26 protein-coding genes are annotated in these 25,940 nt (G+C 34.1%); 2 read left to right on the forward strand and 24 right to left on the reverse strand.

All coding sequences use genetic code 11. The features are described 5' to 3' along the window. Positions 1 to 117 precede the first annotated feature (117 nt). The 14 genes from HMPREF0389_RS02810 to HMPREF0389_RS02875 all read right to left on the reverse strand — a co-directional run bounded on the left by HMPREF0389_RS02810 (position 118) and on the right by HMPREF0389_RS02875 (position 13,585). A complete protein-coding gene (locus HMPREF0389_RS02810) occupies positions 118 to 1,215 on the reverse strand; it encodes an AI-2E family transporter (protein WP_014262217.1) in 1,098 nt (365 codons plus the stop codon). 29 nt (positions 1,216 to 1,244) lie between these two features. After that, positions 1,245 to 1,715, reverse strand: a complete 471-nt coding sequence (locus tag HMPREF0389_RS02815; RefSeq protein ID WP_014262218.1) for a tRNA (cytidine(34)-2'-O)-methyltransferase — start codon at positions 1,713 to 1,715, stop codon at positions 1,245 to 1,247. Between the two features lie 125 nt (positions 1,716 to 1,840). Continuing rightward, positions 1,841 to 3,229: a VanW family protein gene (locus tag HMPREF0389_RS02820; protein WP_014262219.1), complete on the reverse strand. Its 1,389-nt coding sequence runs from the start codon at positions 3,227 to 3,229 to the stop codon at positions 1,841 to 1,843. An 18-nt stretch (positions 3,230 to 3,247) separates the two neighbouring features. Beyond that, the gene (nth, locus tag HMPREF0389_RS02825; protein ID WP_014262220.1) at positions 3,248 to 3,883 is read right to left on the reverse strand and encodes an endonuclease III; all 636 of its coding nucleotides are present in this window, start codon (positions 3,881 to 3,883) and stop codon (positions 3,248 to 3,250) included. Next, entirely contained in the window at positions 3,880 to 4,164 is a 285-nt protein-coding gene (locus HMPREF0389_RS02830) for a DUF503 domain-containing protein (RefSeq protein WP_014262221.1), read from the reverse strand. The genes nth and HMPREF0389_RS02830 overlap by 4 nt, the downstream gene beginning before the upstream one ends. 89 nt (positions 4,165 to 4,253) lie before the next feature. Then, complete coding sequence (locus HMPREF0389_RS02835; RefSeq protein ID WP_014262222.1) at positions 4,254 to 5,810, reverse strand: ABC-F family ATP-binding cassette domain-containing protein; 1,557 nt, start codon at positions 5,808 to 5,810, stop codon at positions 4,254 to 4,256. Between the two features lie 58 nt (positions 5,811 to 5,868). Continuing rightward, a complete protein-coding gene (locus tag HMPREF0389_RS02840; RefSeq protein WP_014262223.1) occupies positions 5,869 to 7,071 on the reverse strand; it encodes an AI-2E family transporter in 1,203 nt (400 codons plus the stop codon). A gap of 275 nt (positions 7,072 to 7,346) precedes the next feature. Next, on the reverse strand, positions 7,347 to 7,883 hold the full coding sequence (locus HMPREF0389_RS02845; RefSeq protein ID WP_014262224.1) for an isochorismatase family protein: 537 nt from the start codon (positions 7,881 to 7,883) through the stop codon (positions 7,347 to 7,349). Between the two features lie 16 nt (positions 7,884 to 7,899). Continuing rightward, complete coding sequence (locus tag HMPREF0389_RS02850; RefSeq protein ID WP_014262225.1) at positions 7,900 to 8,979, reverse strand: PIN/TRAM domain-containing protein; 1,080 nt, start codon at positions 8,977 to 8,979, stop codon at positions 7,900 to 7,902. A gap of 262 nt (positions 8,980 to 9,241) precedes the next feature. After that, the gene (gene hpt, locus HMPREF0389_RS02855; RefSeq protein WP_014262226.1) at positions 9,242 to 9,769 is read right to left on the reverse strand and encodes a hypoxanthine phosphoribosyltransferase; all 528 of its coding nucleotides are present in this window, start codon (positions 9,767 to 9,769) and stop codon (positions 9,242 to 9,244) included. A gap of 18 nt (positions 9,770 to 9,787) precedes the next feature. Further along, positions 9,788 to 10,810, reverse strand: coding sequence for a nucleoid-associated protein (locus HMPREF0389_RS02860; protein ID WP_014262227.1), 1,023 nt, complete (start codon positions 10,808 to 10,810; stop codon positions 9,788 to 9,790). 8 nt (positions 10,811 to 10,818) lie between these two features. Further along, a complete protein-coding gene (gene coaBC, locus HMPREF0389_RS02865) occupies positions 10,819 to 12,027 on the reverse strand; it encodes a bifunctional phosphopantothenoylcysteine decarboxylase/phosphopantothenate--cysteine ligase CoaBC (RefSeq protein WP_041250769.1) in 1,209 nt (402 codons plus the stop codon). Positions 12,028 to 12,050: 23 nt separating this feature from the next. After that, positions 12,051 to 12,689, reverse strand: coding sequence for a guanylate kinase (gene gmk, locus HMPREF0389_RS02870; RefSeq protein WP_014262229.1), 639 nt, complete (start codon positions 12,687 to 12,689; stop codon positions 12,051 to 12,053). A 14-nt stretch (positions 12,690 to 12,703) separates the two neighbouring features. Then, positions 12,704 to 13,585: a YicC/YloC family endoribonuclease gene (locus HMPREF0389_RS02875; RefSeq protein ID WP_014262230.1), complete on the reverse strand. Its 882-nt coding sequence runs from the start codon at positions 13,583 to 13,585 to the stop codon at positions 12,704 to 12,706. 784 nt (positions 13,586 to 14,369) lie between these two features. Here HMPREF0389_RS02875 and HMPREF0389_RS02880 point away from each other — a divergent pair. Together HMPREF0389_RS02880 and HMPREF0389_RS02885 are read left to right on the forward strand one after the other, a co-directional pair. After that, on the forward strand, positions 14,370 to 14,996 hold the full coding sequence (locus HMPREF0389_RS02880; protein ID WP_014262231.1) for a hypothetical protein: 627 nt from the start codon (positions 14,370 to 14,372) through the stop codon (positions 14,994 to 14,996). 45 nt (positions 14,997 to 15,041) lie between these two features. Further along, on the forward strand, positions 15,042 to 15,527 hold the full coding sequence (locus HMPREF0389_RS02885; protein WP_014262232.1) for a GNAT family N-acetyltransferase: 486 nt from the start codon (positions 15,042 to 15,044) through the stop codon (positions 15,525 to 15,527). A 53-nt stretch (positions 15,528 to 15,580) separates the two neighbouring features. Here the strand turns inward: HMPREF0389_RS02885 and HMPREF0389_RS02890 are convergent, their stop codons facing one another. The 10 genes from HMPREF0389_RS02890 to HMPREF0389_RS02935 form a co-directional block, all read right to left on the reverse strand. Beyond that, entirely contained in the window at positions 15,581 to 15,895 is a 315-nt protein-coding gene (locus HMPREF0389_RS02890) for a hypothetical protein (RefSeq protein WP_014262233.1), read from the reverse strand. Positions 15,896 to 16,090: 195 nt separating this feature from the next. After that, positions 16,091 to 16,558, reverse strand: coding sequence for a GNAT family N-acetyltransferase (locus HMPREF0389_RS02895; protein WP_014262234.1), 468 nt, complete (start codon positions 16,556 to 16,558; stop codon positions 16,091 to 16,093). Positions 16,559 to 16,879: 321 nt separating this feature from the next. Next, entirely contained in the window at positions 16,880 to 17,686 is an 807-nt protein-coding gene (locus HMPREF0389_RS02900; protein WP_408610227.1) for a metal ABC transporter permease, read from the reverse strand. A gap of 7 nt (positions 17,687 to 17,693) precedes the next feature. Continuing rightward, positions 17,694 to 18,374, reverse strand: a complete 681-nt coding sequence (locus tag HMPREF0389_RS02905) for a metal ABC transporter ATP-binding protein (protein ID WP_014262236.1) — start codon at positions 18,372 to 18,374, stop codon at positions 17,694 to 17,696. A 15-nt stretch (positions 18,375 to 18,389) separates the two neighbouring features. Further along, a complete protein-coding gene (locus tag HMPREF0389_RS02910; protein WP_014262237.1) occupies positions 18,390 to 19,397 on the reverse strand; it encodes a metal ABC transporter substrate-binding protein in 1,008 nt (335 codons plus the stop codon). Positions 19,398 to 19,511: 114 nt separating this feature from the next. Next, entirely contained in the window at positions 19,512 to 19,985 is a 474-nt protein-coding gene (locus HMPREF0389_RS02915; RefSeq protein ID WP_041250770.1) for a hypothetical protein, read from the reverse strand. A 188-nt stretch (positions 19,986 to 20,173) separates the two neighbouring features. After that, the gene (pgsA, locus tag HMPREF0389_RS02920; RefSeq protein WP_014262239.1) at positions 20,174 to 20,695 is read right to left on the reverse strand and encodes a CDP-diacylglycerol--glycerol-3-phosphate 3-phosphatidyltransferase; all 522 of its coding nucleotides are present in this window, start codon (positions 20,693 to 20,695) and stop codon (positions 20,174 to 20,176) included. Beyond that, positions 20,692 to 22,029 (reverse strand): 30S ribosomal protein S12 methylthiotransferase RimO, encoded by a 1,338-nt coding sequence (gene rimO / locus HMPREF0389_RS02925; RefSeq protein ID WP_014262240.1) that lies wholly within the window; start codon positions 22,027 to 22,029, stop codon positions 20,692 to 20,694. The genes pgsA and rimO overlap by 4 nt, the downstream gene beginning before the upstream one ends. Further along, positions 22,010 to 24,580 carry an FtsK/SpoIIIE family DNA translocase gene (locus HMPREF0389_RS02930; protein ID WP_014262241.1) on the reverse strand — a complete coding sequence of 857 codons (2,571 nt, stop codon included), beginning with the start codon at positions 24,578 to 24,580 and terminating at the stop codon, positions 22,010 to 22,012. The genes rimO and HMPREF0389_RS02930 overlap by 20 nt, the downstream gene beginning before the upstream one ends. Positions 24,581 to 24,653: 73 nt before the next feature. Continuing rightward, entirely contained in the window at positions 24,654 to 25,937 is a 1,284-nt protein-coding gene (locus HMPREF0389_RS02935) for a M18 family aminopeptidase (RefSeq protein ID WP_014262242.1), read from the reverse strand. Between the last annotated feature and the right edge of the window lie 3 nt (positions 25,938 to 25,940).

Genomic DNA, 25,940 nt, shown 5'->3' on the forward strand with positions numbered 1-25,940 from the left:
AAGTAAAATCTATCAAAAAATTTTTTCTATACCTAAAAAGCCCATTAATCAATTACTAAGTATACCATACTATATGTTTTTATCATAGAGTCGCACTAATAAATTTACATCTTTCTTCTATTCACAATTTTCTAAATCACCTTTACTACCTACAAATTGATCTATTATGATACTAAGCAATTTAAATATTGGAACTCCTACCAACATTCCAAGTATCCCAAACAATCCGCCGCCGATAAAGATAGCTAACATAACCGATATCGGTTTAATACCCATTCGATTTCCCAATATTTTCGGTCCCAATACATTTCCGTCAAATTGTTGTAAAATCAATATAAAAATCGCAGCCCATAGAGCAGTGATCGGTTTCACAAAAAATGAAAGAAACACAACAGGTATCGCACCAATAAACGGTCCTACATAAGGAATCATATTAAAAATCCCCACAATAATCGCTAACAAAAACGGATAGGGAGCGTTCAAAAACAACAAACCTGCCCAACACAAAAGTCCTATAATAAATGAATCCAGCGATTTTCCGATAAAAAACTCTTGAAATACAGTGTTGGTAACATTACCCCAATGAATAATAAAATCTCCTTTTTGAGCCCCGAATAATCGATATACTATTTTTTTACTTGAAAGCTTAAAGTATTCTTTATCGTATAGCATATAGATTGATACAATCAACCCCACAATAAATTGTAAAAATCCAGATGTCAAACCAATAAGTCTGGAAAAAATATCACTCAATGAATCGTTAAAATAATCAAATGTACTCTTAGCCAATGTATCAACAGAATCCTTTACCATTGTATTCAGTTCCGGATTTTCAAAAAATTTGGAATCTAACAAAACAGAAATTTTATTTTCCACAATATCATAATAGTCAGGCATGTTTTTGATAATATCTGTAATACTTTTCACAAGCTGAGGTGTTACAATCACAACCAACAAAGTAAGTACCCCTATCAAAAATGTGTAAATAAAAAGCAAGGTCACTATTCGATTAAATTTTCTCTTTTTTTCGATATATACCATCAACGGATTTAATAGAAAAGCGATGCCAAATGCCCAAAAAAACGGAACCAAAATGCCTAGAACTCGATATGCAAATGAAAAAAACCATTCATAGTTTTGAATAATTTGATATATCACTAAAAGAACAGTAGCAATAAAAATAATATCTTTGTTTTTTTCCAATCTTTTAAGCATTCAAAACACCCTCCTCACAAGAACTATTATTATCTAAAATCGTGATAACCCAGTTGTCTAATTACCTCATATATGCCGATTGCAACCGAATTTGATAAATTCAAGCAACGCATTCTTTCTTCATTCAACATCGGAATCCTAACCATACAGTCTGCATATCTATCCAAAATCGAATCGGAAATACCCTTTGTTTCTTTTCCGAATACGAGAAAACACTCATCCTCATACCTTACATCAGTATGGTTCCTATTTGATTTTGTAGAATACATAAAAAACTCCGCATTCGGATACTTTTCTTCCAATTCTTCAAAACTATCATAATAACAGATTTCAACCAAATCCAAATAATCTAATCCCGCTCTTCTTAATTTCTTTTCTTCCATAGAAAATCCCAACGGTCGTATCAAATGTAATCTTGATCCCGTACACGCACAAGTTCGTATAATATTTCCTGTATTGCTTGGTATTTCAGGTTCAATTAACACAATATTTATTGCCATCTACTTTTCTCCTCGTTCCAATCACCTTTATATGAATATGAGCAACTCCTAAAACTACACTCTTCAAAGTTCAGCATTATTTGTTTATTTCAACTGATTCCAAAAACATCCCCCGTTTTTTATTCTCATCCTACAATACTGCTCTGACCATTTCCCTCATTTGTAGGTGAAGGTAACATGCCCGGTGTAGCATCCGGATTATCCGTTGAATCCACCGGTTTCGTTCCACGTCTTATTACTTCCGTTTTTCCCGGATATCGGTCCCGGTTAATAATTTTACTTTCACCATTCACATTCATATATGTGACGGAGCGAATATCAGGTCTTCCGGGCTCTTCTACCACCTCTTGTCCCATTGGCAAAGTAGGATCGTTTCGGTATATGACTTTTTTCGGAATACTGCTGACCACCTTAGAAGACAACACGACTTTCGGAGCCTGAGAAACATCTCCGTATACTTGAAAAGTTACATAGTTTCCGGAAACAAAACCTTTTAAAAGAACCGGATAATCATAAGGATTTTTGAATTTCAAGTCAAAATCTCCCGAAACAACGGCAGCGTCTCTTCCGATATCAACATAAGATGCCGGTATAGAGTGATTTTGACGGTGTGTAATCTCCAATCCGGAATATAGTGCCGCATTGTATAGAGTAGTGGATACCTGACACACTCCCCCCGCAACACCTTTTTCATATTTTCCGTTCAAAATAATTGACGCTTCCCTATATCCATCAGAAAGTCCTCTGTTTCCTGTTTTTTTATTAAAAGAAAATTCTTCTCCGGGCATTAAAATAGTTGAGTTAATAGTGCTTGTAGCCATACGAATATTTTCTGTTCTTCCCGTTAAAGAGCTATTAAATCGAGTGGAGAATTGACCTAATTTGCCATTGATATGCTCCAAATCCTCTTTTTTTACTTTAGGGATTACTTCTTTTACCGGTAAAGAAATCACAATATCTTCATTCGATTTCAAATTTTGTTTCACAAGACCTTCTATTTTATCCAACTCCACTTTTCTTCCAACAACTTCCGGTGTGATTTCAAAATTAGTTTCCACCGAAATCGTCGCATCTTGTGCTTGTTGATAAATTTTCCCATTTATTTCTGATGCTTTTTCTTCTAATTTGGAACTGTCTTCCCTATATTGTAATGTAATATTTTGCTTCTGTTGTAATACTTTCAATGAAAAAATACTTTTTATGCGATCAAAAAAAGTTCCTTCTTTTCCTATAGAATATGCTTGCTCTACTGCATCTTCATAATTGAATGAAAATCCCAACTCTTCTACAGGATATCTAAATTCCCTATCTTGGAATTGAAACACAGCTGATTGAAATCTCTCCTTTTGAGATACAGTGTTTAACGCTTCCTGCTTTGTCATATTTTCAACAGGAACTTCATTGATAAATACATTTGAATAAATGATGTCTTTTTGCATGTAGTGATTCAAGTAAACCACTCCGGCAATTCCAATTACAATGACTCCTACTGCTATACCCACCATTTTTTTCATAACAACACTTCCTTCTTATCATCTTTCTTGTTTATTTTGTTTGTAATAGGTACAGTTTACTGTCAACGGACAGCTATCACAAAGTGGCCGAATCGCTTTACAACACTTTCTTCCATGAAAAATAAATAAATGATGTGCTTGTGTGTATAGCTTTTTTGGTAACTGTGATGTTACATCAATCTCAATCTGATTTGGATTTTTGGATTTTGTCAACCCTAACCTATTTGTAACTCTTCCGACATGTGTATCTACAGCAAAAGCAGGAATTCCAAAAGCATTGCTGATAACAACATTTGCAGTTTTTCTGCCGACTCCCGGTAATTTTACCAATTCTTCTCTTGTTTTCGGAACCTCTCCACCATATTTTTCTAACAAAATATGAGAAGTCATCAAGATATTTTTCGCTTTATTATTGTAAAAGCCGATTGTACGAATAAGCTCAATCAACTCTCCTTCTGAGAGAGACACCATCTTGTCCGGTGTATTGTAGCTCGCAAATAAATCTTTTGTAATAATATTAACACGCTTGTCTGTTGACTGTGCACTCAACATCGTTGCGATAAGCAACTCATATGGTGTCCGATAATTCAACTCACACTTTGCTTCCGGATACAACTCTTGAAGAACAGAAACTATTTTTCTTGCTTTGTTCACAATATAACCTCTCTTTTTACATCAATCATTTCCATTCTACCATCTGTATCAATAAAATCAAGAATATGGTCTAATGTGGAATCTAAATGAGATTTACTGTTTGAAACAGCTGCTATCCCTATCTTTGCATTTTTCCAAACATCATTGTAAGATATCTCAGAAATAGAAATATTATATCTGTTTTTTAACTTTTGAATCAAACTCTTCAAAATAATTCTCTTTTCTTTCAAAGAATTTACTTCATACAACAATAATGTAATTTCTAAGATTCCTATTTTCATATCAAATATCCACCATATTTTTTATATACACTTACTCTATCTTCTATGTTAATACCCATTTCTTTAACGAAAAATTTCATTTAATGCGATTAAAGAATTTTTGTTGACCATTCTTCTGCATTCAAAATAGAATCCACTACTCCATCATAAAATTCAGGATCATGGGAAACCAAAAGAACTGTTCCCCTAAACTCTTTTAATGCCCTCTTAAGCTCATCCTTTGCTTCTACATCCAAGTGATTTGTCGGTTCGTCCAACACCAACAGATTAATTTCTTCCAACATGACCTTACACAATCGCACTTTTGCATTCTCTCCGCCTGACAACACCATCATCTGAGAGGTTATATGCTCATTGGTAAGTCCACAGCGTGCCAACTCCAATCTGATTTCATGATTTGTCATAGATGGAAACGCGTTCCACACTTCTTCTACTGCTGTATTTGTGTTCTTCTTATTGTCTTCTTGCTCAAAATATCCGACTTCAACATGTTGTCCTAAATGAATTTCGCCTGCCAGAGGTTTTTGTTTTCCAAGCAAAGTGCGTAACAATGTAGATTTTCCAATCCCATTAACACCCTTAATTGCAATTTTTTTATTACGTTCAATTTCAAGATCAAATGCCTTAGTCAAGGGTTCATCGTACCCAAGAACCAAACCTTTCGCTTCAATTACCACTTTTGACGGTGTTCTTGACTCTCTGAACGAAAAAGTAGGCTTTATCTTCTCTTTCGGTTTTTCTATCATATCCATACGATCTAATTGTTTCATCCTACTTTTGGCACGACCGGTAGTGGAAATCCTCGCTTTATTTCTGGCAATAAAGTCCTCTAATCTCTCAACCTCTTTCTGCTGCTTTTCGTAGGCTTTTTCATGTTGCAATTTCTTCAACTCGTACAATCTTTGAAACTCATCGTAATTTCCTACATAACGACTTAAATATCCATTTTCCACATGATAAATAATATTTGTTACTGCATTGATAAACGGGATGTCGTGAGAAATCAAAATAAAAGCATTTTCGTATTCACTCAAAAATCTCTTTAACCACTCGATATGTTCAAAATCCAAATAGTTGGTCGGCTCATCCAACAACAAAATAGTCGGATTTTGCAATAATAATTTAGTCAACAATACCTTGGAACGCTGACCTCCGCTCAAATCGTTAACCATCTTATCCAAACCGATATCTCTTAATCCCAATCCACCTGCTACCTCTTCGATTTTAGCATCCAAAACATAGAATCCGCTATCTTCTAAAATGGTCTGAATCTCCGCAGACTCATCCATCAATCGATTTAATTCTTCTTCATTAGCTGAACCCATCTTATCATAAATTACATTCAACTCTTCTTCCAACTCATACATATGTGAAAAAGCCAATCTCAAATTTTCTCGAATGGTTGTTCCATATTCCAACACGCTATGTTGATCTAAATAACCAACCTCAACGCGATTTGACCAGTCTACCGTGCCCTCATCCGGCATCAAATGTCCTGTAATAATGTTCATAAAAGTAGATTTGCCCTCTCCGTTCGCTCCAATCAAGGCAACATGTTCACCTTTCAACAATCGAAAAGATACATCCTCCAAAATAGATCTTCCACCAAATCCATGACTTACATTTTTTACTGTCAACAAACTCATACTTGACTCCTTATCATTTTATGATTTTACATTTATCTTCTCTATATGCAACATGATGCTATTCTCCCTTAATAAAATATTCCTCCGTTACGACAGGCATTTGCTTACTTCTCAATCGTTGTTCCACTTGTTCTTTTACCAAAGTATACACTACTGCCATAACAGGAACCGAAACAACCATAGCCGGCAAACCTCCGATGACTCCGCCCAAAAAGATGGCAAGAAATACCCAAAATCCCGACAATCCCGTCGAATCACCGACAATCCTCGGCAAAAGAATATTTCCATCAACCTGTTGCAACACAAGAATTAAAATTGCAAAAACAATTGCTTGAGACGGACTGATGACAAGAATCAGAAAAATACCTATGATTCCACTCAAAATAGATCCAATCATCGGTATTACATTACAAACCATCACCAAAAAACTAATCATAAACGCCATAGGCAACCGAAGTATCAACATACAAATAAAAGTGATAATTCCCAGTACAACCGCATCCGTAATCTGACCACCAATATAATTTTGAAAAGTTTCATTTGTCAAGGCAATAATTTGTAGTATGTTATTCACCACTTTGTTTGGAAAGATTCCGTACAATACTTTTTTGCTCTGCGCTTCAAAAACTTCTTTTCCGCTCAACAAGTAGATGGATACAATAATTCCCATAAGAATATTTACTATTTTCCCGGTGAAACTTCCCGAAATAGAAATAACACTTGGAATCAAAAATTGGAAAAATTTAATTGTTTTCTGATTCAGATTTTCCCAAAAATCAACCTTATACTGAGAGATGTTAGTAAAACCAAAAGACTTCAGTTGATGTAAAATTTTTTGATTTTGAACAACATTTTTCCAAAAAGTTTCAAATTGCTTAATATACTCCGGTATTTTTTCAGTCAAAACAGTCAGACTTTCCACTAACTGTGGAATAAATACATTCCCAATAAAAATCAAAAATCCGAAAGTCATCAAAAATACAAAAAAAATAGATAAATTCCGACAAAGTTGACGATACTTTTCATTCCTCTTAAACAATCGAAACAACTGTCGCTCAATAAAACATACGGGCCGAAACATCAAGTATGCAATCACCATTCCATAAATAAAAGGATTCATTGTATTCAAAAAAAGTCTAATTTTTTCAAGTGCAAAAGGTATATTTTTTATAAAAAAGTAAAATAATATGGCAAACGAAATCAAAATTCCTTTTAAAACAAGTTCTTTTTTGAAATCTTTTCCCTTCAAATTTTCTATCATAACAACTCCTGATTCTATTTACTGTAAATTCTATTTCCAGCACATTATTATATCATAAATAAAATGTCTATACCTATTATTTTACCGATTTTTAACATTAGTTTTTTCAATCTTTATTCACTCTATTATCCGACCTGCAAAAAGACAATATTTTATAAACTAAAATTTTCGGACAAAAAATTCTTCCTTCAACAAACCTCCCTTTTTCAGACAAATGAAGATAGATACAAAAAAGAGTTTTCCTGGATACTCAAAGAAAACTCTCTTACTTTCTATCACTTTATTAATTTAGAAAAGTGTTTGAAATAAGGTGACGTCGCCGTTTCTAAAAATTCAAACACCAACATTTCTGTACTTACAATAGTTGCACCTAACTTTTCCATTTGCTGTAGGGCAATCTCTTTATTCTCCAATGTTCGAGAAGACACCGCATCTGATACAATCATTACAGAATATCCATGTTTCAACAAATCTTTCACAGTTTGATAAACACAAATATGGGTTTCTGAACCTGATAAAATAATTGTTCTTCGATGAAGTTCCTCCACTCTCTCTTGAATGTCAGAATAAGCTGAAAAAACTACTTTCGAAAAAGTATTTTCTTCCGTTTGATATTGTCTCAGCACTTCTACAGTAGAACCCAAACCTTTTGGATATTGCTCTGTAAACATTATGGGAACATCATAATATTTTGCCAATTCACGCAAAATCATTTCATTCTTAATTATTTTCTCTGATTCATAAACCGCCTGCATCAATCTCTCTTGAAAATCAATCCCCAAAAATATTGCATCTTGAATCCTGTTTTTCATACTAACTCCTCTAATTCTATTTCTCCATCGGTTTTGCAAAAATCATTCTTCCGGCTGCTGTTTGAAGAACCGATGTCACAATCACTGTCTTTTGCATTCCAACCATTTTTTTTGCACCTTCTACAACAATCATCGTTCCATCTTCCAAATAAGCAACACCTTGATTCATTTCTTTTCCTTCTTTGATAACAGTAACATCCAAGACTTCGCCCGGCAAAAAAATCGGCTTTACTGCATTGGATAATTCATTGATATTTAAAACTTTTACTCCCTGAAATTTTGCTACTTTATTCAAATTAAAATCATTTGTTAATACAATTCCACCCAATTCTTCAGCAAGTTTCAATAGTTTCATATCCACTTCTTTTACTGTGTCAAAATCTTTTTCTGTAATTTCAAACTGCAATTTCAACTCTGCTTGCATAGAATTAAGAATATCCAAGCCTCTTCTTCCTTTTGTTCTTTTTAAATCATCCGAGGAATCCGCAATATGTCTCAATTCCTCCAAAACAAAGCTTGGAACAATTAATTTCCCTTCGATAAATCCCGTCTTGGCAATATCTGCTATTCTTCCATCGATAATGACACTTGTATCCAAAATTTTGGGTCTAACTGTTTCAGCAATCATACTTTGATCCTTATTTTTTGTCGTAGACCAATTAGATGGTACAAACAGAGATAAGATATCTTCTTTTCTCTTCAAAGAAATTTTTATCCCTAAATACAACATGAAGATGTAGAAAAATGCTGAAATCGGAACCCCTACCACGGGAATTTTTTGGACAATAGTGCCGATAAAATATGCAATAATCAACCCGATAATTCCGCCTAATGAACTGGTTAGAATATCTACAGTTTTGAATTGAGAAAATTCTTTTTCTATCTTTGTTGTGATGGACAAACTGAGATTAATAAAAATAGGTGCTAATAAAGAAAAAATAATTCCAAAAACAATAATCGTACTAATTGCCAACACAGTTGTTGCCACTACCCCACTCGGAAATATATCAGTAGCGTTTTTCAAAAAAAAGAACAATGTTAACCCCAACGCAATCCCAATTAAAGTGATAACTACAGACAGTATTTTTTTCAACATCTAAATTCCCTCCTTTCTTCCTTATACTCCATTATAATAAAAATATCATAAGAATATATAAAAAATATGTTGTTTTTTTGAAAAATAAATTGTCCATATTCCTATAAGTATTCTACGACACCTCATTATAATCCAAATTTTACAATTTTGCCAAACGTAATATTTTCTTTTGCATCTTTTACGGAAAAATCACCGAAACAATCTGACGCTTTCGATACGATTTTTTGTTAAGAAAATTTACTTATCTTGATTTACAAAGGCTTTACTTATCTTGATTTACAAAGGCAATGTACGGAAGATTTCTATAACTTTCTTGGCAGTCGATTCCATATCCTATAATAAATTCATCCGGCAAATGAAATCCTGTAAAATCCGCTTTTACATCGCATTTTCTACCTTCCGGTTTATCCAACAAAGTACAAATCTTCAATTTTTTGCATTTTCTGGCATAAAGATAATTTTTTAAATAATCTATCGTTAATCCGGTATCAATAATATCCTCTACAATCAAAACATTTTTGTCTTCAACATCCATATCTAAGTCTTTGATAATCTTCACAACTCCGGAGCTTTCTAAAGACATCCCATAGCTTGATAAAGACATAAAATCAATCTTCACATCCAAATCAATATGTCTTATCAAATCTGACACAAAAATACAGGCACCTTTCAATATTCCGACCACATAGAGTTCCTCTCCTGCAAACTCTTTTTCTACCTGTTTTGCCAACTCTTTTACCTTTTCTTGAATTTGCTCTTCCGTTAACAAAATCCCGCCAATCTCTAACATTTCTGTCCCTCCTGTTTCTTATTTTTCTTTCATCATATCAATATTTTTTATCACAATAGACCACTTTCCGTTTTCCTCCAAAACAAACTCCACCGTGTCTGTTTCATTTACTAAGTGTACCGGTATATTCACTTCGATTCCTTCATCCGTTATGATATGTTGTTTTTGATAGTTTTTCTTTAATGTTGTTTCCGGTATCACAATCTCTTCATTCCAAAGATTTGCTTTTTGAAATGCATTTTCATAGATATTTTTCAGTTCACTCTTTTCTTCAAAAGCCTGTTCAATAACAGTTGGGATATGGACACTTCCCTTTTCAAACACACTGTCTAAAACCGCTTTTTTCACCTGCGCTTTTTGACTGAAATCTTCTCCAACGAATTTATCTTCCAAATTTGTTGTAATTTCCTTGAATTCTTGAAATTTTTCTTTTTCAGAGAACCCTGCATCACTTTTTAGGACCATATCTCCTAAAAGTTGAACTTCATCTGAATTGATGATGTATTTTCGATCAATTAAGGCAATGTCTTTATGTTTCAAATGAATCAAAAAACCTTCATCTACCTTTGTTCGATTCGCCAAGTACAAATCTTCTGTATTAGCTAATTTCCAAATGTTTCCATCTCTTGTCTGCTCTTTTCCTCGAACAAAAAATCTTTTATGATTCCACTTAAAACATCCAAAATACAACAATTCACTCATTTCAAACAAAACAAATGCCAAATCACAAGAAGGTAATGTGGAAGAATTTTCATAAATTACCTGATGAAGCAAACTTGAAATATCTTTTGTTACTTCCATAAAGGCGTCTAAATTTTGATCTAAGTCTGTCATCATGCAATCTACTACACTGTCTTCCTGAAACCTTGCCCATTTCATTTCACGAGAATGGTACAAGGAGTTAATATGTTTCAACAAAAAATCATAGGTCATCTCTTCTTCTCTATCTATCTCAAAGGTAGAAAAAGTCGGAACTGCCTGATATTTGTTTAATGTGTGAATCACTGCCTTATATAAAATTGGTTTTTCAAATTCAAACATTGTAACCATCACTTTCTATTTTGCAAAATTGTATGCGCTTTTTCCAAAATTCTATCTGCCACTTCTTTTTTTTGCATCAAATCATATTTTTCAATTTCTCCGTCCGGAAATAAAAAATTCACAATATTTGTATCTGTTCCAAACCCTGCTCCGGATTTCGTTAAATCATTTGACACAATAAAATCCAAATTTTTCTTTTTTAATTTTTGAACAGCATGTTCTAAGACACTCTCTGTTTCTGCTGCAAATCCCACCATCACCTGATTGGATTTCTTTAATTGTCCCATCTCAAAGGCAATATCTTTTGTACGTTTCAAATCAATTACCAAATTTTCATCTTGCTTTTTGATTTTGTTTTTAGCAAAAACCTTCGGTGTAAAATCTGCTACCGCTGCTGCTTTAATCAAGATATCCGTATCAAAGAATTCTCGTTTTACCTCTTGGTACATCTCTTCCGCAGAACGAACTTCAATAAACTTCGACAGTCCTCGCGGTGGTTTTAAATTTGTTTTTCCTGAAATTAAAACAACTGTTGCACCCTTTAGAATAGCTTGCTCTGCAATCGCATATCCCATTTTACCGGTAGAACGATTTGTAAGATATCTGACCGGATCGATATCTTCTGTCGTTGCTCCCGCTGTAACGGTAACTTTACAGCCGGCCATCTCTTTCGTTTGATTTGCTATCAAACACAATTCCTCTACAATCACCGTAGGATCTTCCATTTTACCTTTTCCCGTATCTCCGCAAGCCAATAATCCTGAAACCGGTTCAATAAAATAATATCCATGTCTTTTCAATTTCAAAATGTTCTCTTGAACAATCGGATTGTGATACATCTTTGTATTCATAGCAGGTACAATTACTTTTTTCGCTTCAGTTGCCATAATCGTGGTAGTAATCATATCATCCGCTATGCCGTTAGCAATTTTTCCTATAATATTAGCAGTAGCAGGCACAATCACAAACACATCTGCTTTTTTTGCTAATTCAATATGCTCCACATTCCAATCGGAAGGTGTTTCAAACATGTCCGTCACCACCGTTTGATTACTCAATGTCTGAAACGTCAAAGGCGAGACAAATTCCTGTGCATTCTTTGTCATGATAACATCTATCTTAAAGCCTTGTTTTTTTAGCTTGGATACCACATCACAAGCTTTATATGCTGCAATGCCTCCGCTCACACCCACAACAATATTTTTTTCCATATCCATTCTCCTTCAAGTATTTCATATCTCTATTTCGAATATTCCTTCATCCCATTTTCATAATCTTGATAAAGTTCATGAATCTGTTTCGTATATCTGGAAACCCTGTTTTTTTCTGCCAAAACAATTGCTTCCAACTCTTTTACGGAGTATTCCAAATCATCATTCACAATAAAATATGAATACTGTTCAATTTCACTGATTTCACGAATGGAACGATCTAACCTCTTATCTATCTGCTCCATAGTTTCTGTTCCACGACTACAAATTCTTCTCTTCAATTCTTCAATCGTCGGTGGCAATACAAAAATAAGAACTGCATCCGGATAACTTGCTTTGATATTCATTGCTCCCTCAATCTCAATTTCTAAAATAACATCATCTCCGGATTCAATTTTATCTTCCACATACTTTTTAGGAGTGCCGTAATAGTTATCGAATACATGAACATATTCCAAAAGTTCCTGTTTCTCAATCATTTCTTCAAATTTGGGCTTATCTATAAAAAAATAATGTGTTCCGTCTACCTCTCCATCCCTTGGAGCTCTCGTTGTTGCCGAAATAGAAAGTCCTACTTTTTCATTTTTCTCCAAAAACCTTTTACAAATCGTTCCTTTTCCGCTTCCGGATGGTCCCGAAAGCACAATCAACAGTCCTTTTTTCTTCATCAATCTACTCCATGCTATTCTATATTTTGTACTTGTTCCCTAATCTTTTCCAATTCACTCTTTAACATAACAACCTTATCTAAAATATTAATTTTGTCCGATTTGGAGCCGATTGTATTTACTTCACGATTCATCTCCTGAATAATAAAATCTAACTTTCTGCCAATCGGTTCCGATTTTTCTAAACTGTCAAGCAATTGTGCAATATGGCTCTTAAAACGAATGATTTCTTCCGTAATAGAACTTCTGTCCGCCAAAATTGCCGCCTCTTGTATGATTCTTTGTTCATCAATATTTTGACTCATCTTCTGTAATAAAACAGTCATCTTCTCCATCAACTTTTCTTGATATTCCTCTTCCAAAGTATCTGCAAAACTTTCAATATGAAGAATGTTCTCTGACAGAATCTTACATCTGGCTGAAATATCTTTCGATAAAGCTTGACCTTCTTTTTTTCTCATTTCAACCATTTCCGAAACCGCTTGACGAGTAGCTGTATTCAACAATTCCAAAATCTCCTGTTCGTCAAATTCATTCTCTGCAACCGCAATCACATCCGGAAATTTCAACAAATCCATTGTTCTGATTCCCCCACTGAGAGAAAATCGATTTTCTACTTCCCGTGCAATCGTTATATACTCTTCTGCCAATCTTCTATTTAGTGTCAGTTTCTTGTCAACACCATCTTTCAATATCAAAGTAACGAACACATCCAACTTTCCACGCTGAATTTCCTGCTTTATCATATCCTTTACTTTTTCTTCTAATCTCATAATTTGTCTAGGCATTCTTACATAGATATCCAAATATCGATTGTTAATTGACTTCATCTCTATTGTGATAGAACAAAGTGTATTTTCTGCTGTTGCTCTACCGTAACCTGTCATACTAAACATCGTACTCTTCTCCTCAAACTATTATTTTATCTCAGTTATACTCATCATAATTACATTTCCATTATATATTAGAATGGAATTACATACAATATCATAAAGAAGGTTTCTTATTCCGTTATATCATGCATTTTATCATTGATTGTTAAACTATATTACAGAATGCAATCTATCCAATACACTGCAAAAAACAACTCATTTCCTCAAAACAATTATCCTTCCCTTATGCCCGTTTTGTTTTTCAGATAAATAAGTCATCGAAAGATATGATATTATTATACTGAAATCATACTTTTCCAACTGTCTTTCCGTCAAATTTTGAGGTAAATAGGAAACGGAAGTAACTTCTTTTCACAAAATAAATTTAAAATTTCTGAATACCGACAAAAAATATCCTTGCCTAAAAATATTTTTTACTAATTTCCAAAGGATAAATGAGCAAATTCATAACAATGCAACATAGAAACTCTCCGAAAAATCGTACAAACAACTTAAGTAACATACCATTCATACTAAATACTATTGTAAAATGTAGAAATAATGTATGATTATGAAAAAGATAATAAGATATACCGGAACTTGAAAAAAGTAAATTTTTTATGATAACTTTAACCAGTGGTTAAGTATAAAAATAAATGCTGTTTTTTACGATAGAAACAATATCTTAAAAATGATATACTGTAACCGGATGTATTATAAAAAGCAGTTGATATCAGATACTGATAATTGCAATAAAATATCTTTGAATACTGACCAATAATAAACTTATGTAAAAGGAGAAAACACAATGGATTTACTCAAACATATACAACAAAATAATGAACTGAATACCCTACTCATGCGTGAGTGTGATATTTATTTTTATGACAAAATTCAACAGGTAGCATTTTCAAACAATCATGAAATCTACTCCATACCGTGCAAAGCATTCGCTCAAGACGGAAGTGGAGGTGAATTTGTGTTTCTTGAAGATGACAGCATAGGATTTATCAGTAGTGAAGGTGATGTCGGAAGAGTTGCAGAAACCTTGGAGGAGTTACTGATATTCTTACTCCATGCAGGATGTATTTCTGATTTTAATTGTAAGTATCTTTATAAAAATCATGCTTTACTAAAATCTTTTTGCGCAGGATATTTATCAAAAACGAGAGAGAATTACATTGCTAAAAATGAGGATTGGGACAAAACACGCAGCAAAATTGCAGAAACCCTATCACTTCCTTTTCATCCTGACAAATTGGACGAATTTGCAATGAAGTTTTATCAATCTGCAACAAGGGAACCGATATTTTCCTGTAAATATATTGATGGTGAAAATGAATATGTCTGTGATTCTGTACTTTCTGATATAGTGGGATTATGGATAACAGAACTTACCGGTATGAAAAGGGAAGAGATTGAATCCTATCAATAAAGAAAAAATATGATAAACAAACTGAAGTTTTAGGAGAAAACACCTATGTCAAAATATATGATTCGTGATGTGCAGGAGAAGGATATAAAGGCTATAGTCGATATTTATAATTCTAACTACCAATTTTTATTCCATCATTTAGGGGTAAAATCAGTAGATGAAACATTTATGATACAAGAAATCTCGACTATGAGAAAACTCGGTTTTCGTCCTTCTGTAATCGTAAATCAGGAAAATGTAACCATACAAGGAATATTGGACTATAAATTAGAACAAGAGGTATATCTTTCACTGATTATGTTATCAAAAGATTTACAGGGAAACGGTACAGGCAGCAGTCTGTATTCCTGCTTTGAATCAAAAATGATACAAGATAAAAGGGATTCTATTCGAATTGATGTTGTGAACGATTACCAAAAAAATTTGGTTTCTTTTTGGAAAAAACATGGATTTGAGGAAGCAGAAGAGATAGTCCTGAGCTGGGGAAATAAAAAAAGCAAGGCAGTTGTTATGAAAAAATATTTGAGATAAACAAATCTTGTTTTTTAGAACCGAAATAATACAATATATCAATCTGTTTATAACTAAATGACAGGGAGCTTCTGTATAGCATTATCTAACAGATCAATATACTTCCAGTATGTTGCCGGAAGATTACTGATATTGCTAAAATCATCTTCATCAAAATGATAAACAAGATGTCTCATGATTTGATTTTGAATAAAATATAAGTCCTTTAGTTCAGCAAGACTTACGCTGTCCAATTTATTGATATAGTTGTATAGCTCGGAAAAAGACTTTTCATCAAATATATTTTCTTCATGCATAAAATAAAGAAAACTTTGATTTGTTGCATTTTTATTATCCTCTATTATATTGCCTGTACCTACTTTTGACATATTATCACCCTCACAAATGTCAATTTTTATCTCTGAAATTCAACGGTGTCATACCATTCCTTCTTCATATCAGAAAACCTTCTGAACTGACCTTTATTTTTTCGTTTTGAACAACCAAAAACAGAAATTTTTTTAATTTACAGTCCCTTGAATACTATGTTACATTTGGTATTTGCTTAGATAACTGAAAGTTTGCTAATTTTTTATATAGTGAACAATATCCATTCTATCGTTTATTCTATCAATCTCTCCTATCCTAATATATCCTAATTTTTCATATAAATAGCAGTTTCCTTTTTCTTGAAAGATTGTATCAAGCTCCCAATTGTCTTTACCATGAATTCTTTCTATTTCGCAGAAAGCTTTTTGTGCTAAACCTTTATTACGAAACTTCTCCATGATAAACAACGGCGCTACCCTCTTTCTGCTTCCATCTTTTTTATCAATTACTCGAATCGCACCAACGATATCATTTCCCTCATAAATGTAATAAAAGAAGGTCTGTTTTTGAAGTAATTTCGTCTTGATTTTTTCTTTTGTTTCATTTGCCGGATTGGTTTCTAAATCTTGATATTTGTCCAATAATTTTTGAAACGCTTGAACTTGCATTGTCCATAATTTTTCCGCGTCATTAACACCTATTCTGACCAACTTTATGCTCATAGCACATCGCCTCTTTCATTTCCATAATTTTCGATTAGAAAAATGTATTGTTTCAGCATTTTACAGAATACATTTATAGCATCTTACAAACAGATATCCTGTATTTTTACATAATCATATCATATTTGTATGCCGTTTCACAAAACTATCCTAAATTTATCCTATGTGAAAAAGAGGGACACCCCCTCTTTTATTTGAATTACAGAATCATTTTATTTTTTGAACCATTCAACAAATTTCGTTAGAATATCTTTACAATACTGTTCTATTGCATTACTTTAAATCATAAAATTGAGAACGTTGGACAATCATGATACCTATTTATCTTGTAGTCGTTTTTTTCAAAATATATTTGATTGCAAAGATTGACAACAGTGTCAAAATCCCTGTCAATACAATAGTACCACCCGGTTTCATCGCAAATTGATAAGCGAGAATCAGTCCTACAACATGAAAGAATATTGCAAAACAAATAGAATATATCACCGTTTGTTTATAACTCTTTGCAAATTCCATTGCACAAGCACCCGGAATTACCATCATGGAAGAAACAATCAATGCTCCTACAATTCTGGCTGAAATAGAAATCGTTAATCCTGTCAAAATTGTAAATAAAAAGGTAACAAAACGAACAGGAACTCCTGCCAAAATTGCACTTTCTTCATCGAATGCGATGTGCAACAATTCTTTATATAACAATAAAAAGCAACAAAATACAGCGATGCTTACAGCGATAACAAAATACAACTCAAAGTCACTGATAGAAACAATGCTACCAAATAAAAAACTGTTAAAATTAGCAGAATTTTTTACATATCCTGAGAGAATCGCTGCCAACCCTACTCCGCCTGACATAATAATTGCAATAGACATCTCGGAATACTTAGGGATTTTTTTTCTGATAAATTCAATCCCTAATGCCCCAATAACCGCTGTTGCAATTGCACCCAGCACAGGATTGAAGTTTAATATCAACCCTGTTGCTACTCCTGCCAGTGACGCATGTGAAAGTGCATCTCCTATCATGGATAACCTTCTGAGAATTACAATAATACCTACACATGGGATGATAACAGAAAGCATAATTCCTACAATAAAGGCTTTTTGCATAAATGCATATTGAAACATTTCCATGTTACCATTCCCCTTTTCTTTCTACTGCCCGTTTATCCTCTAATAAAAATATACGATTTGAAACATTCTTCAAAACAGACACATCATGGCTAATCACAACGATTGTTATCTTATGGTGACAGTTGATATGATGGAGCAAATGCATCAACTGTTCGGTAGATTTTCTATCAATTCCCGTTGTCGGTTCATCAAGCAACAAAATATTCGGATTGTTCACCAACGCCTTTGCTATCATTACTCTCTGTTGTTGTCCGCCGGACATTTTGTAAATCAAACGATTTGCATACTCTTCCATCTCTACCATTCTTAATGCATTATGAACCATTTGATAATGATGCTTTTTCGGTCTTTTTAAGAAACCTATGTCCCGAAAGAGATTTAGCATAACAATCTCTTCAGCCGTTGCCGGAAACCCAGAGTTTTTACCTGAAGCTCTTTGCGGAACATAGCCGATTCCGTTTTGCACATCATACTTGCTGACTTTTTTTCCGTTCATCATGACGCTTCCATGCCACGGTTCCAACTGCCCCAAGACCAGTTTAATCAAAGTGCTTTTACCGGCACCATTTTCTCCCATGATGCCGATTAAATCTCCTTCATATATTTTCATATCCAGGTTTTCCAACACTGTTTCCTTTTCATAACCAAATGTGACATTATCTAAAGAAATAATTTCGTTCACTCGTCTACACCTTTCTTATTGTAGTGCTTTCACAATGGAATTCAGATTTTGTTCCATAATAGAAATATAATCATTTCCTTCTTTCAGTTGCTCTTCTGTAAGACCTTCAATCGGATTTAATACATCTGTTGTCGCCCCTGTTTCTTTTGCAACAGATTCTGCCACTTTAGGGCTTACCAACTCTTCAAAAAAGATAACTTTTACATTGTGTTCTTCCACAAATTCCACTATCTCAGCCATTCTTTTTGGATTCGGTTCAGAATCAGGAGATAACCCTTCAATTCCTACTTGTGTCAATCCATATTCTTTACATAAATACCCAAACGCTTCATGAGACACTACAATATTTTTATTTGGAAGTTTTGCAATTTCCGTTTCATACTTTTTATCCAACTCATCAAATTTTTCACTATACATTTTGAAGTTAGCTTCATAATATTCAGCATTCGCTGCATCTGCCTTTACCAAAGCATTTTTGATGTTTTCCATTTCTTTCTTTGCATTTTTAATACTTGTCCAAACATGAGGATCTAAACTGTGTTCATGTTCAGTCGCATCTTCTCCCTCATGCTCATGCGCTTCTTCACTTTCATGGTCATGTGTTTCTTCACCTTCATCATCGTGGTGATGATGCCCTTCCATCAAATCAAGTCCTTCAGACGCTTCTACCAACACGATATCCTTATTACTCAATGATTTTGTCACATCTTCTACCCAATGTTCCATACCTGCACCGTTATAAATAAGCATATCAGCTTTTTCTAAATTTGCAATATCTTCTGTACTTGGTTCCCAGTCATGCGGTTCAGTACCGGAAGGAACTAAATTGATTACATCTACCTTGTCACCGGCAATTTTGCTTGTAAAATCATACATCGGGTAAAAACTGGTATATACCTGTAATTTCTTCCCCTCTGTATTGTTTGGTTCCGTTTTTTCTGCTGTTCCGCAACCCGCAAACACAGATAGTCCCATTGTTGTAATCAAAGCAACTGTAAGTGCTTTATTCCAAAATCTTTTCATTTCCCTACTCCTTTATGATAACTATATTTTCAAAAATAAAAATAGGAATAATTCCTATTTTCGTTATTTATTCTATTCCTATTCAAGCTTTTTGTCAATCAAAAATAATAATAATTAACAATAACGATAATATGTATTCACTCTGATTGAAATTTTCTCTCTATAAAAAATATCCTGTGTCCTTGATATAGATACAGTAATTTCTCTTTCTTCCGGCTTTACATAATCATTCGTCAGTTTTTGTGCGATACGATTCAAAGCCATCAATTGCCCTTCAGGAGTTAGCTTTATCATCATAAACATAGCCTGTACCATCTGTCCAGCTTGTGTTCCTACTTCAGCAGTCAAAGCAACTGCTTGCATTGCTTTTTCACTGTCTTCCACCTTGATATACTTTTGAATCAATCTCTCACCGATAATAATATCATTTTTTGTAAAGCGTTTGCCCTCATCAAGTTTAGATTCCAACAAATACAACTGTTTATCCAATCCCTCTATTTGAATTGTTTGATTCACTCTATTGAGTGAATCCTTGTCCTTAATCACTTCATATTCGAATTTTTCGTTATTGATTTCATTTTGAATCATTTGTGCAAAATCCTTATGAATCGCCGGAGCAACTTGCACCGTATTTTGGAAAGAGCGAGTGTTTATCTGTGATGGGTCAAACGAAAAACTTTTTTCATTTTTGTATTGATATTGCTTTTATTTTTTTGTAATATTATTCAAATTATACAAAAAAATCTTGTCTGTTATAAAAACAAACAAGATTTTTTTTATTTTTCTGAAATTAAATGACGACTATTATAGATGTATTCCCCACCGGAGTATATCGTAGCAATTAAGGCAATATACATTATCGGCAAACCGATTATAGTAATATTTAACAACAATAAAATTGTTCCTATCATTTGTGTTACTGTCTTGATTTTTCCACCCTTTGCTGCTGCAATCACCGTTCCCTGACTGGAAGCAATGGCTCTTAAGATGCTGATTGCATATTCTCTTGCAACAATTACTACAACGAGAAAAGCAGGCAATCTTCCTACTTGCACCAAAAAAATCATGGCTGCTGCAACCAATACTTTGTCAGCAAGCGGATCCATAAATTTTCCAAAATCTGTTACCAAATTATATTTTCTGGCAAGGTATCCATCCAAAAAATCTGTCGCAGAGGCAACACTATATACAACGGTTGCAAAAAGATACACTTCTTTGCTTCTTTCAAAATAAGCCACCACAAAAAATACCAGCACCAATAATAGTCTCAAAACAGTCAGTTTGTTTGGTGTATTCATGATACTGCCCTCCCAATTAAATCATATTCCATAAAATCGTCTATTTCTACTGATACAAATGATCCTATTTCCAGCTCTCTGTCTGTATGAACATAGACAACTCCGTCTATTTCCACCATATCTCTTTTGCTTCTTCCCACATAAACTCCTTGCTCTACTTCTTCTTCAATCAATACTTCCACTGTTTGATTTAAGAAAGATTGGTTTTTTTCAAAAGAAACTGCCTGTTGGATATTCATAATTTCAGCACGACGATTTTCTTTTTCTTGCTCTTCAATCTGATCTTTCATTTTTGCTGCAGGTGTTCCCTCTTCTTGTGAAAATGCAAATACTCCCAACCTATCGAATTTAACTTCTTGCACAAATTGTTTTAATTCTTCAAACTCTTCTCTCGTTTCTCCCGGAAATCCTGTAATTAGAGTTGTTCTTAGAACTGCATTCGGTATCTGTGTTCGAATCTGATTCACTTTATCATACAATTCTTGCTTTGATGTATGACGATTCATTCTCTTGAGCACTGTATCTGAACAATGTTGAATCGGCATATCGAAATAAGGGATGATTTTTTTGGAGTTCTTCACTGCCAAAATAAACTCATCATCAATGTCTTCCGGATAAGAATACAATACACGAATCCAATGCAAGCCTTTCACATTGTCCAGCTCTTTCAACAACTCTCCCAATGATTTTTTCCCATATAAATCTATCCCATATTTTGTGGTGTCCTGTGCAATCACAATCAATTCTTTCACTCCGGATTCTGCTAATTTTTTTGACTCTTCCACAATATCTTCTTTTTGTCTGCTACGATACTTTCCTCTTAATTTCGGAATAATACAGTAGGTACAAAGATTATCACAACCCTCTGCTATTTTAAGATAGGCATAATACTCTTCTGTCAGTTGTGTTCTTTCCATATTCTCTGATAAATTCAAATTGATATCTTCCAACAAACTGTCCCGTTTCCCCAATTCTGTCATTTTGATTGCACTCATAATTTGAGGAAAACTTGTTGTTCCCAAAATAAAATCAATTTCAGGAATTTCTTCCATCAACTCTTTGGAATATCTCTGTGCCAAACATCCGGTAACAATCAACTTTTTCAAATTCCCTATTTCCTTATACTGTGCCAATGACAAAATTTCCTGTATAGACTCTTCCTTAGCACTGTCAATAAACCCACATGTGTTGACAATTCCTATCTCCGCTTCTTCAACATCTAAAGTTTGAGTCAAACCTTCAGACTCCATAATTCCAAGCATATTCTCAGAATCAACCCAATTTTTTGCACATCCCATTGTTGTAATAAATACTTTATTCCAATTCGTCCCCATTATTATTTCCTCTCAAAGTATCGCTTCCATCAACCAATACATTTCTTGGTCTCACACCGTCACTTGCGGCTACAATCCCCTTTTCTTCCATATAATCCATAATTCGAGATGCCCTGTTATACCCTATCCTGAATTTTCTTTGAATCAGAGAAGTTGATACTTTTCCGTTTTCAATTGCAAAATCTACAATATCTTGATAAAGGTCATCCACTTCCTCTTCTTGAAGTTGTTGTTGCATCTTTTCTTGAATTTGTGAAACAACATCCTCTTTCTGTTCTTGCTCTTCTTCTTTGGATTGTGCATTTTGTTCCTTGATAAAAGACGCAATATTTATCACTTCCTGCTCTGAAATAAATGCCCCCTGTACTCTAAGCGGTTTGCTCATTCCAATTGGATAGTAGAGCATATCTCCTTTTCCCAACAATTTCTCTGCTCCTCCGATATCCAATATCGTACGAGAATCTGTTTGAGAGGATACTGCAAAGGCGATTCGAGAAGGGATGTTTGCTTTAATCAAACCGGTGATAACATCTACAGATGGTCTTTGAGTTGCAATCACTAAATGAATTCCACAAGCTCTTGCCATCTGTGCCAATCGACAGATGGAATCTTCTACTTCTTTCGGACTTACCAACATCAAATCAGCCAACTCATCTACAATGATAACGATACTTGGCATTTTTTCTTCCGGCATTTTTTTGTTATATCCATCAATATCCTTTACACGATTTTCCGCAAATGTTTTATATCTGCGATTCATCTCATCGACTGCCCAACTCAAAGCGTAGGGTGCTTTTTTCATATCGGTAACAACAGGCATCATCAGATGAGGAATTCCGTTGTAAACGGATAATTCGACCATCTTAGGGTCAATCATAATAAACTTTACTTCATCCGGTTTTGCATGATACAAAATACTACATATCAAAGTGTTGATACATACACTTTTTCCGGAACCTGTTGAACCCGCAACCAATAAATGTGGCATTTTTACTAAATTAGAAATCTTTGTTTTGCCAGCGACATCTTTTCCGAGCACAAAAGAAACTTTGGATGATTCATTTCTAAATAGTGCATCTGTTACCACACTTTTAAATCCTACGATTTCCGTTTCTTCATTAGAAACCTCAATCCCAATCAGAGATTTTCCCGGAATCGGCGCTTCAATCCGAATCGATTGTGCAGCTAAGGCAAGTGACAAATCGTCTGATAAACTTAATATCTTAGAAACTTTTGTTCCCGGTTTCGGTTGCAACTCATACCTTGTAATGGTCGGACCGGAAGAAACATTCACTACGCTTGCTTCTACGGCAAAAATTTTCAAAGTATCTTCTACTAACTTTGCTTTATGCTGAATATCAGAATTTTTTCTCTGCAATTTTGTATGGCTGTCCAATAACCAATACGGCGGAAGAATGTACTCTTTTTGGAGCTCTTCATGTTCTTCTCCTGTAATAATCGAAATTCCTGAATTTTCTTTTTTGACCGCCATCGGTTCACTATCGTCTTGAGCCTGTGAACTGTTTCTAACACGCTCTTTTCGATAAACGATTTCTTCCAAGTTGTTGTACTCAAAATTAGACGGAACGTCATCATCAGAAACTTCTCTTCTGTCCAAAACATCCGATTCTTCTTGATAAGCCGAATCTTCTTCTTTTTCAAATGAATCTTCCCCTGAAGAGTCTGTTTGATGATTTCTACCAAAAAAAACTTTAAACATATTTTCACGCTTTTCCTGTTCCGTATAACTCTCCTTTGTCAACGGTTTCAATTGATAATTTTCGTACTGACTGTAATCAAAGCTTTTTTCAAAATTTCCCTGTTCCAAAAATGCACTCTGTTCATCATCGCCTTCATCAGGCAATTCTTCAAAAATTAAATTGCTTATTTTTTCTTTCATCATTTCAAAAAATGCACGAAATCCTTTCACTACACCGCCTGTTTCTTCAATCATTTGTAACGGTCCGAATCCAAAATAGAACCATACAATAAATAAGGTCAAAGCCAGAAGAAAAATTGTAGTTCCCCATACTCCTAAAAATCTATGAAATAGATATAAAAACGAATATGGAATGACTCCTACTCCCAAATTCTCCGCTGAATCTGTAAATACCCTACTCACATTACTCCAGCGATACTCGCCCTTTGGAAGGATGAAATTATTAATTTTTGCATAAAACAAACTCACATCCAAAAACAGTAAAGGAATCAGTCCTGTTGGAATGTCTTGAAAAGTAAACCGATTATAATATAGTAATTTTACCGCACCCAAAACAATCATTCCGATTGAAAGAAGGAGTGCTATTTTTCCAAAAATCCCCAACAACAAAAAGCGAATTCCTTTCCCTACAATTCCCATGGAAGCTGTATTCAAGGATAGAGAAACGAAAATTCCCACAAATACCATGATGATTGCAAGTAAATTTTCATTTTTTCCTTGTTTTTTTGTATTCTTTTTATGTTTAGAAAAAAATGATAATTTTTGTTGCTCCTTGCCTGTCTTTTTTCTCATATTTGATTTTTTTTCTGCCGCATTTCTTTTCTTTGCCAAAATATACACTCCAAACTTCTAAAATGTGCCTTGTCTTACCAAAATAACTATGTCAACTAACTACTACTATTCTTTATTCTTGGAAAAATACTTTCAATGCCAAAACCAAGTATTCTGTATCTTTTGAACCCATCAATTCCCTGCTTGAATGCATTGATAACATTGGGTTTCCGATATCTACGGATTCGATTGCCAATTCACGAGCGGAAATCGGTCCGATGGTAGAACCTCCTGCCTGATCGGAGCGATTCACAAACTGTTGACAAGGCACTCCCGCTTTTTTGCATAACTGCATAAACACGGAGGTAGAATAACTTGTACTGCTATATTTTTTGTTGAAACTAGTCTTAATAACAGGTCCTTCATTCAACTTAGGATGATTGGTAACATCTGTCTTTTCAGGTGTATTAGGATGAATGGCATGTGCCATATCGCAAGAAATCATAAATGATTTTTGTATCATTGCATAGTAATCATCGCCTGTTATTCCCATTGATTGAGCAATTCTTTCCAACACTGTAGATAACAACACAGAACCTGCTCCCAAACGAGAACCGCTTCCTACTTCTTCGTTATCAAAACCCACTGCAACATTTACCGCGTTCTTTGCTTCAGTTTCCATCAAAGCAACAAAATTTGTATAGAACATAGATAAATTGTCCAATCTTCCGGAACTGATCATTTCTTTTAAAAACCCTACAAATGATGCTTTTTCGACAGGATAAAAATAGCACTCATAAGACAAAATATCTTCTTTCTTACAGTTAATTTTTTTGGACAATTGAGTCAAAAAATACTCTTCTTCCAATTTTTTGCCGGACAATCCGATAATTGGTAACATATCCTTCTGTTTGTTTAATTCTAATCCCTGATTTACGATTCTATTTTGGTGAATTGCAACATTTGGAATAATCGCAACCGGTTCCTCAAAATCTACCAATACAGCCTTCGTTTCAAAGACAGAATCCCCTTTCAAATCAACTCTTCCCGCAACAGAAAGAGGTCTGTCAAGCCATGTATTCAAAATAGGTCCGCCATATGTTTCCGTGTTTAATTTTTGATAATTTTTGAACTGAATATCAGCATTTGGTTTAATCAAAAATGTCGGAGAGTCTGTATGGGAGCCTAAGATACGAAAACGATCCGCATTTTCTCCTATTGCAAATCCAATCAATGTAGTCCCCAAATCCACATAATATTTGCCACCGCGATTTAAGGACCATGACTCTTTGATATCCAACCCTGTATAACCGCTCTTTTCCAATCTTTTCTTCATAGATTCTACCGCATGATAAGGAGAAACGCCTCCATCCAAAAACTCCATCAAATCCTTATTATACTTGTTCTTATATTTCAAAAT

Source organism: Filifactor alocis ATCC 35896, from assembly GCF_000163895.2.
Lineage (GTDB): Bacteria > Bacillota > Clostridia > Peptostreptococcales > Filifactoraceae > Filifactor > Filifactor alocis.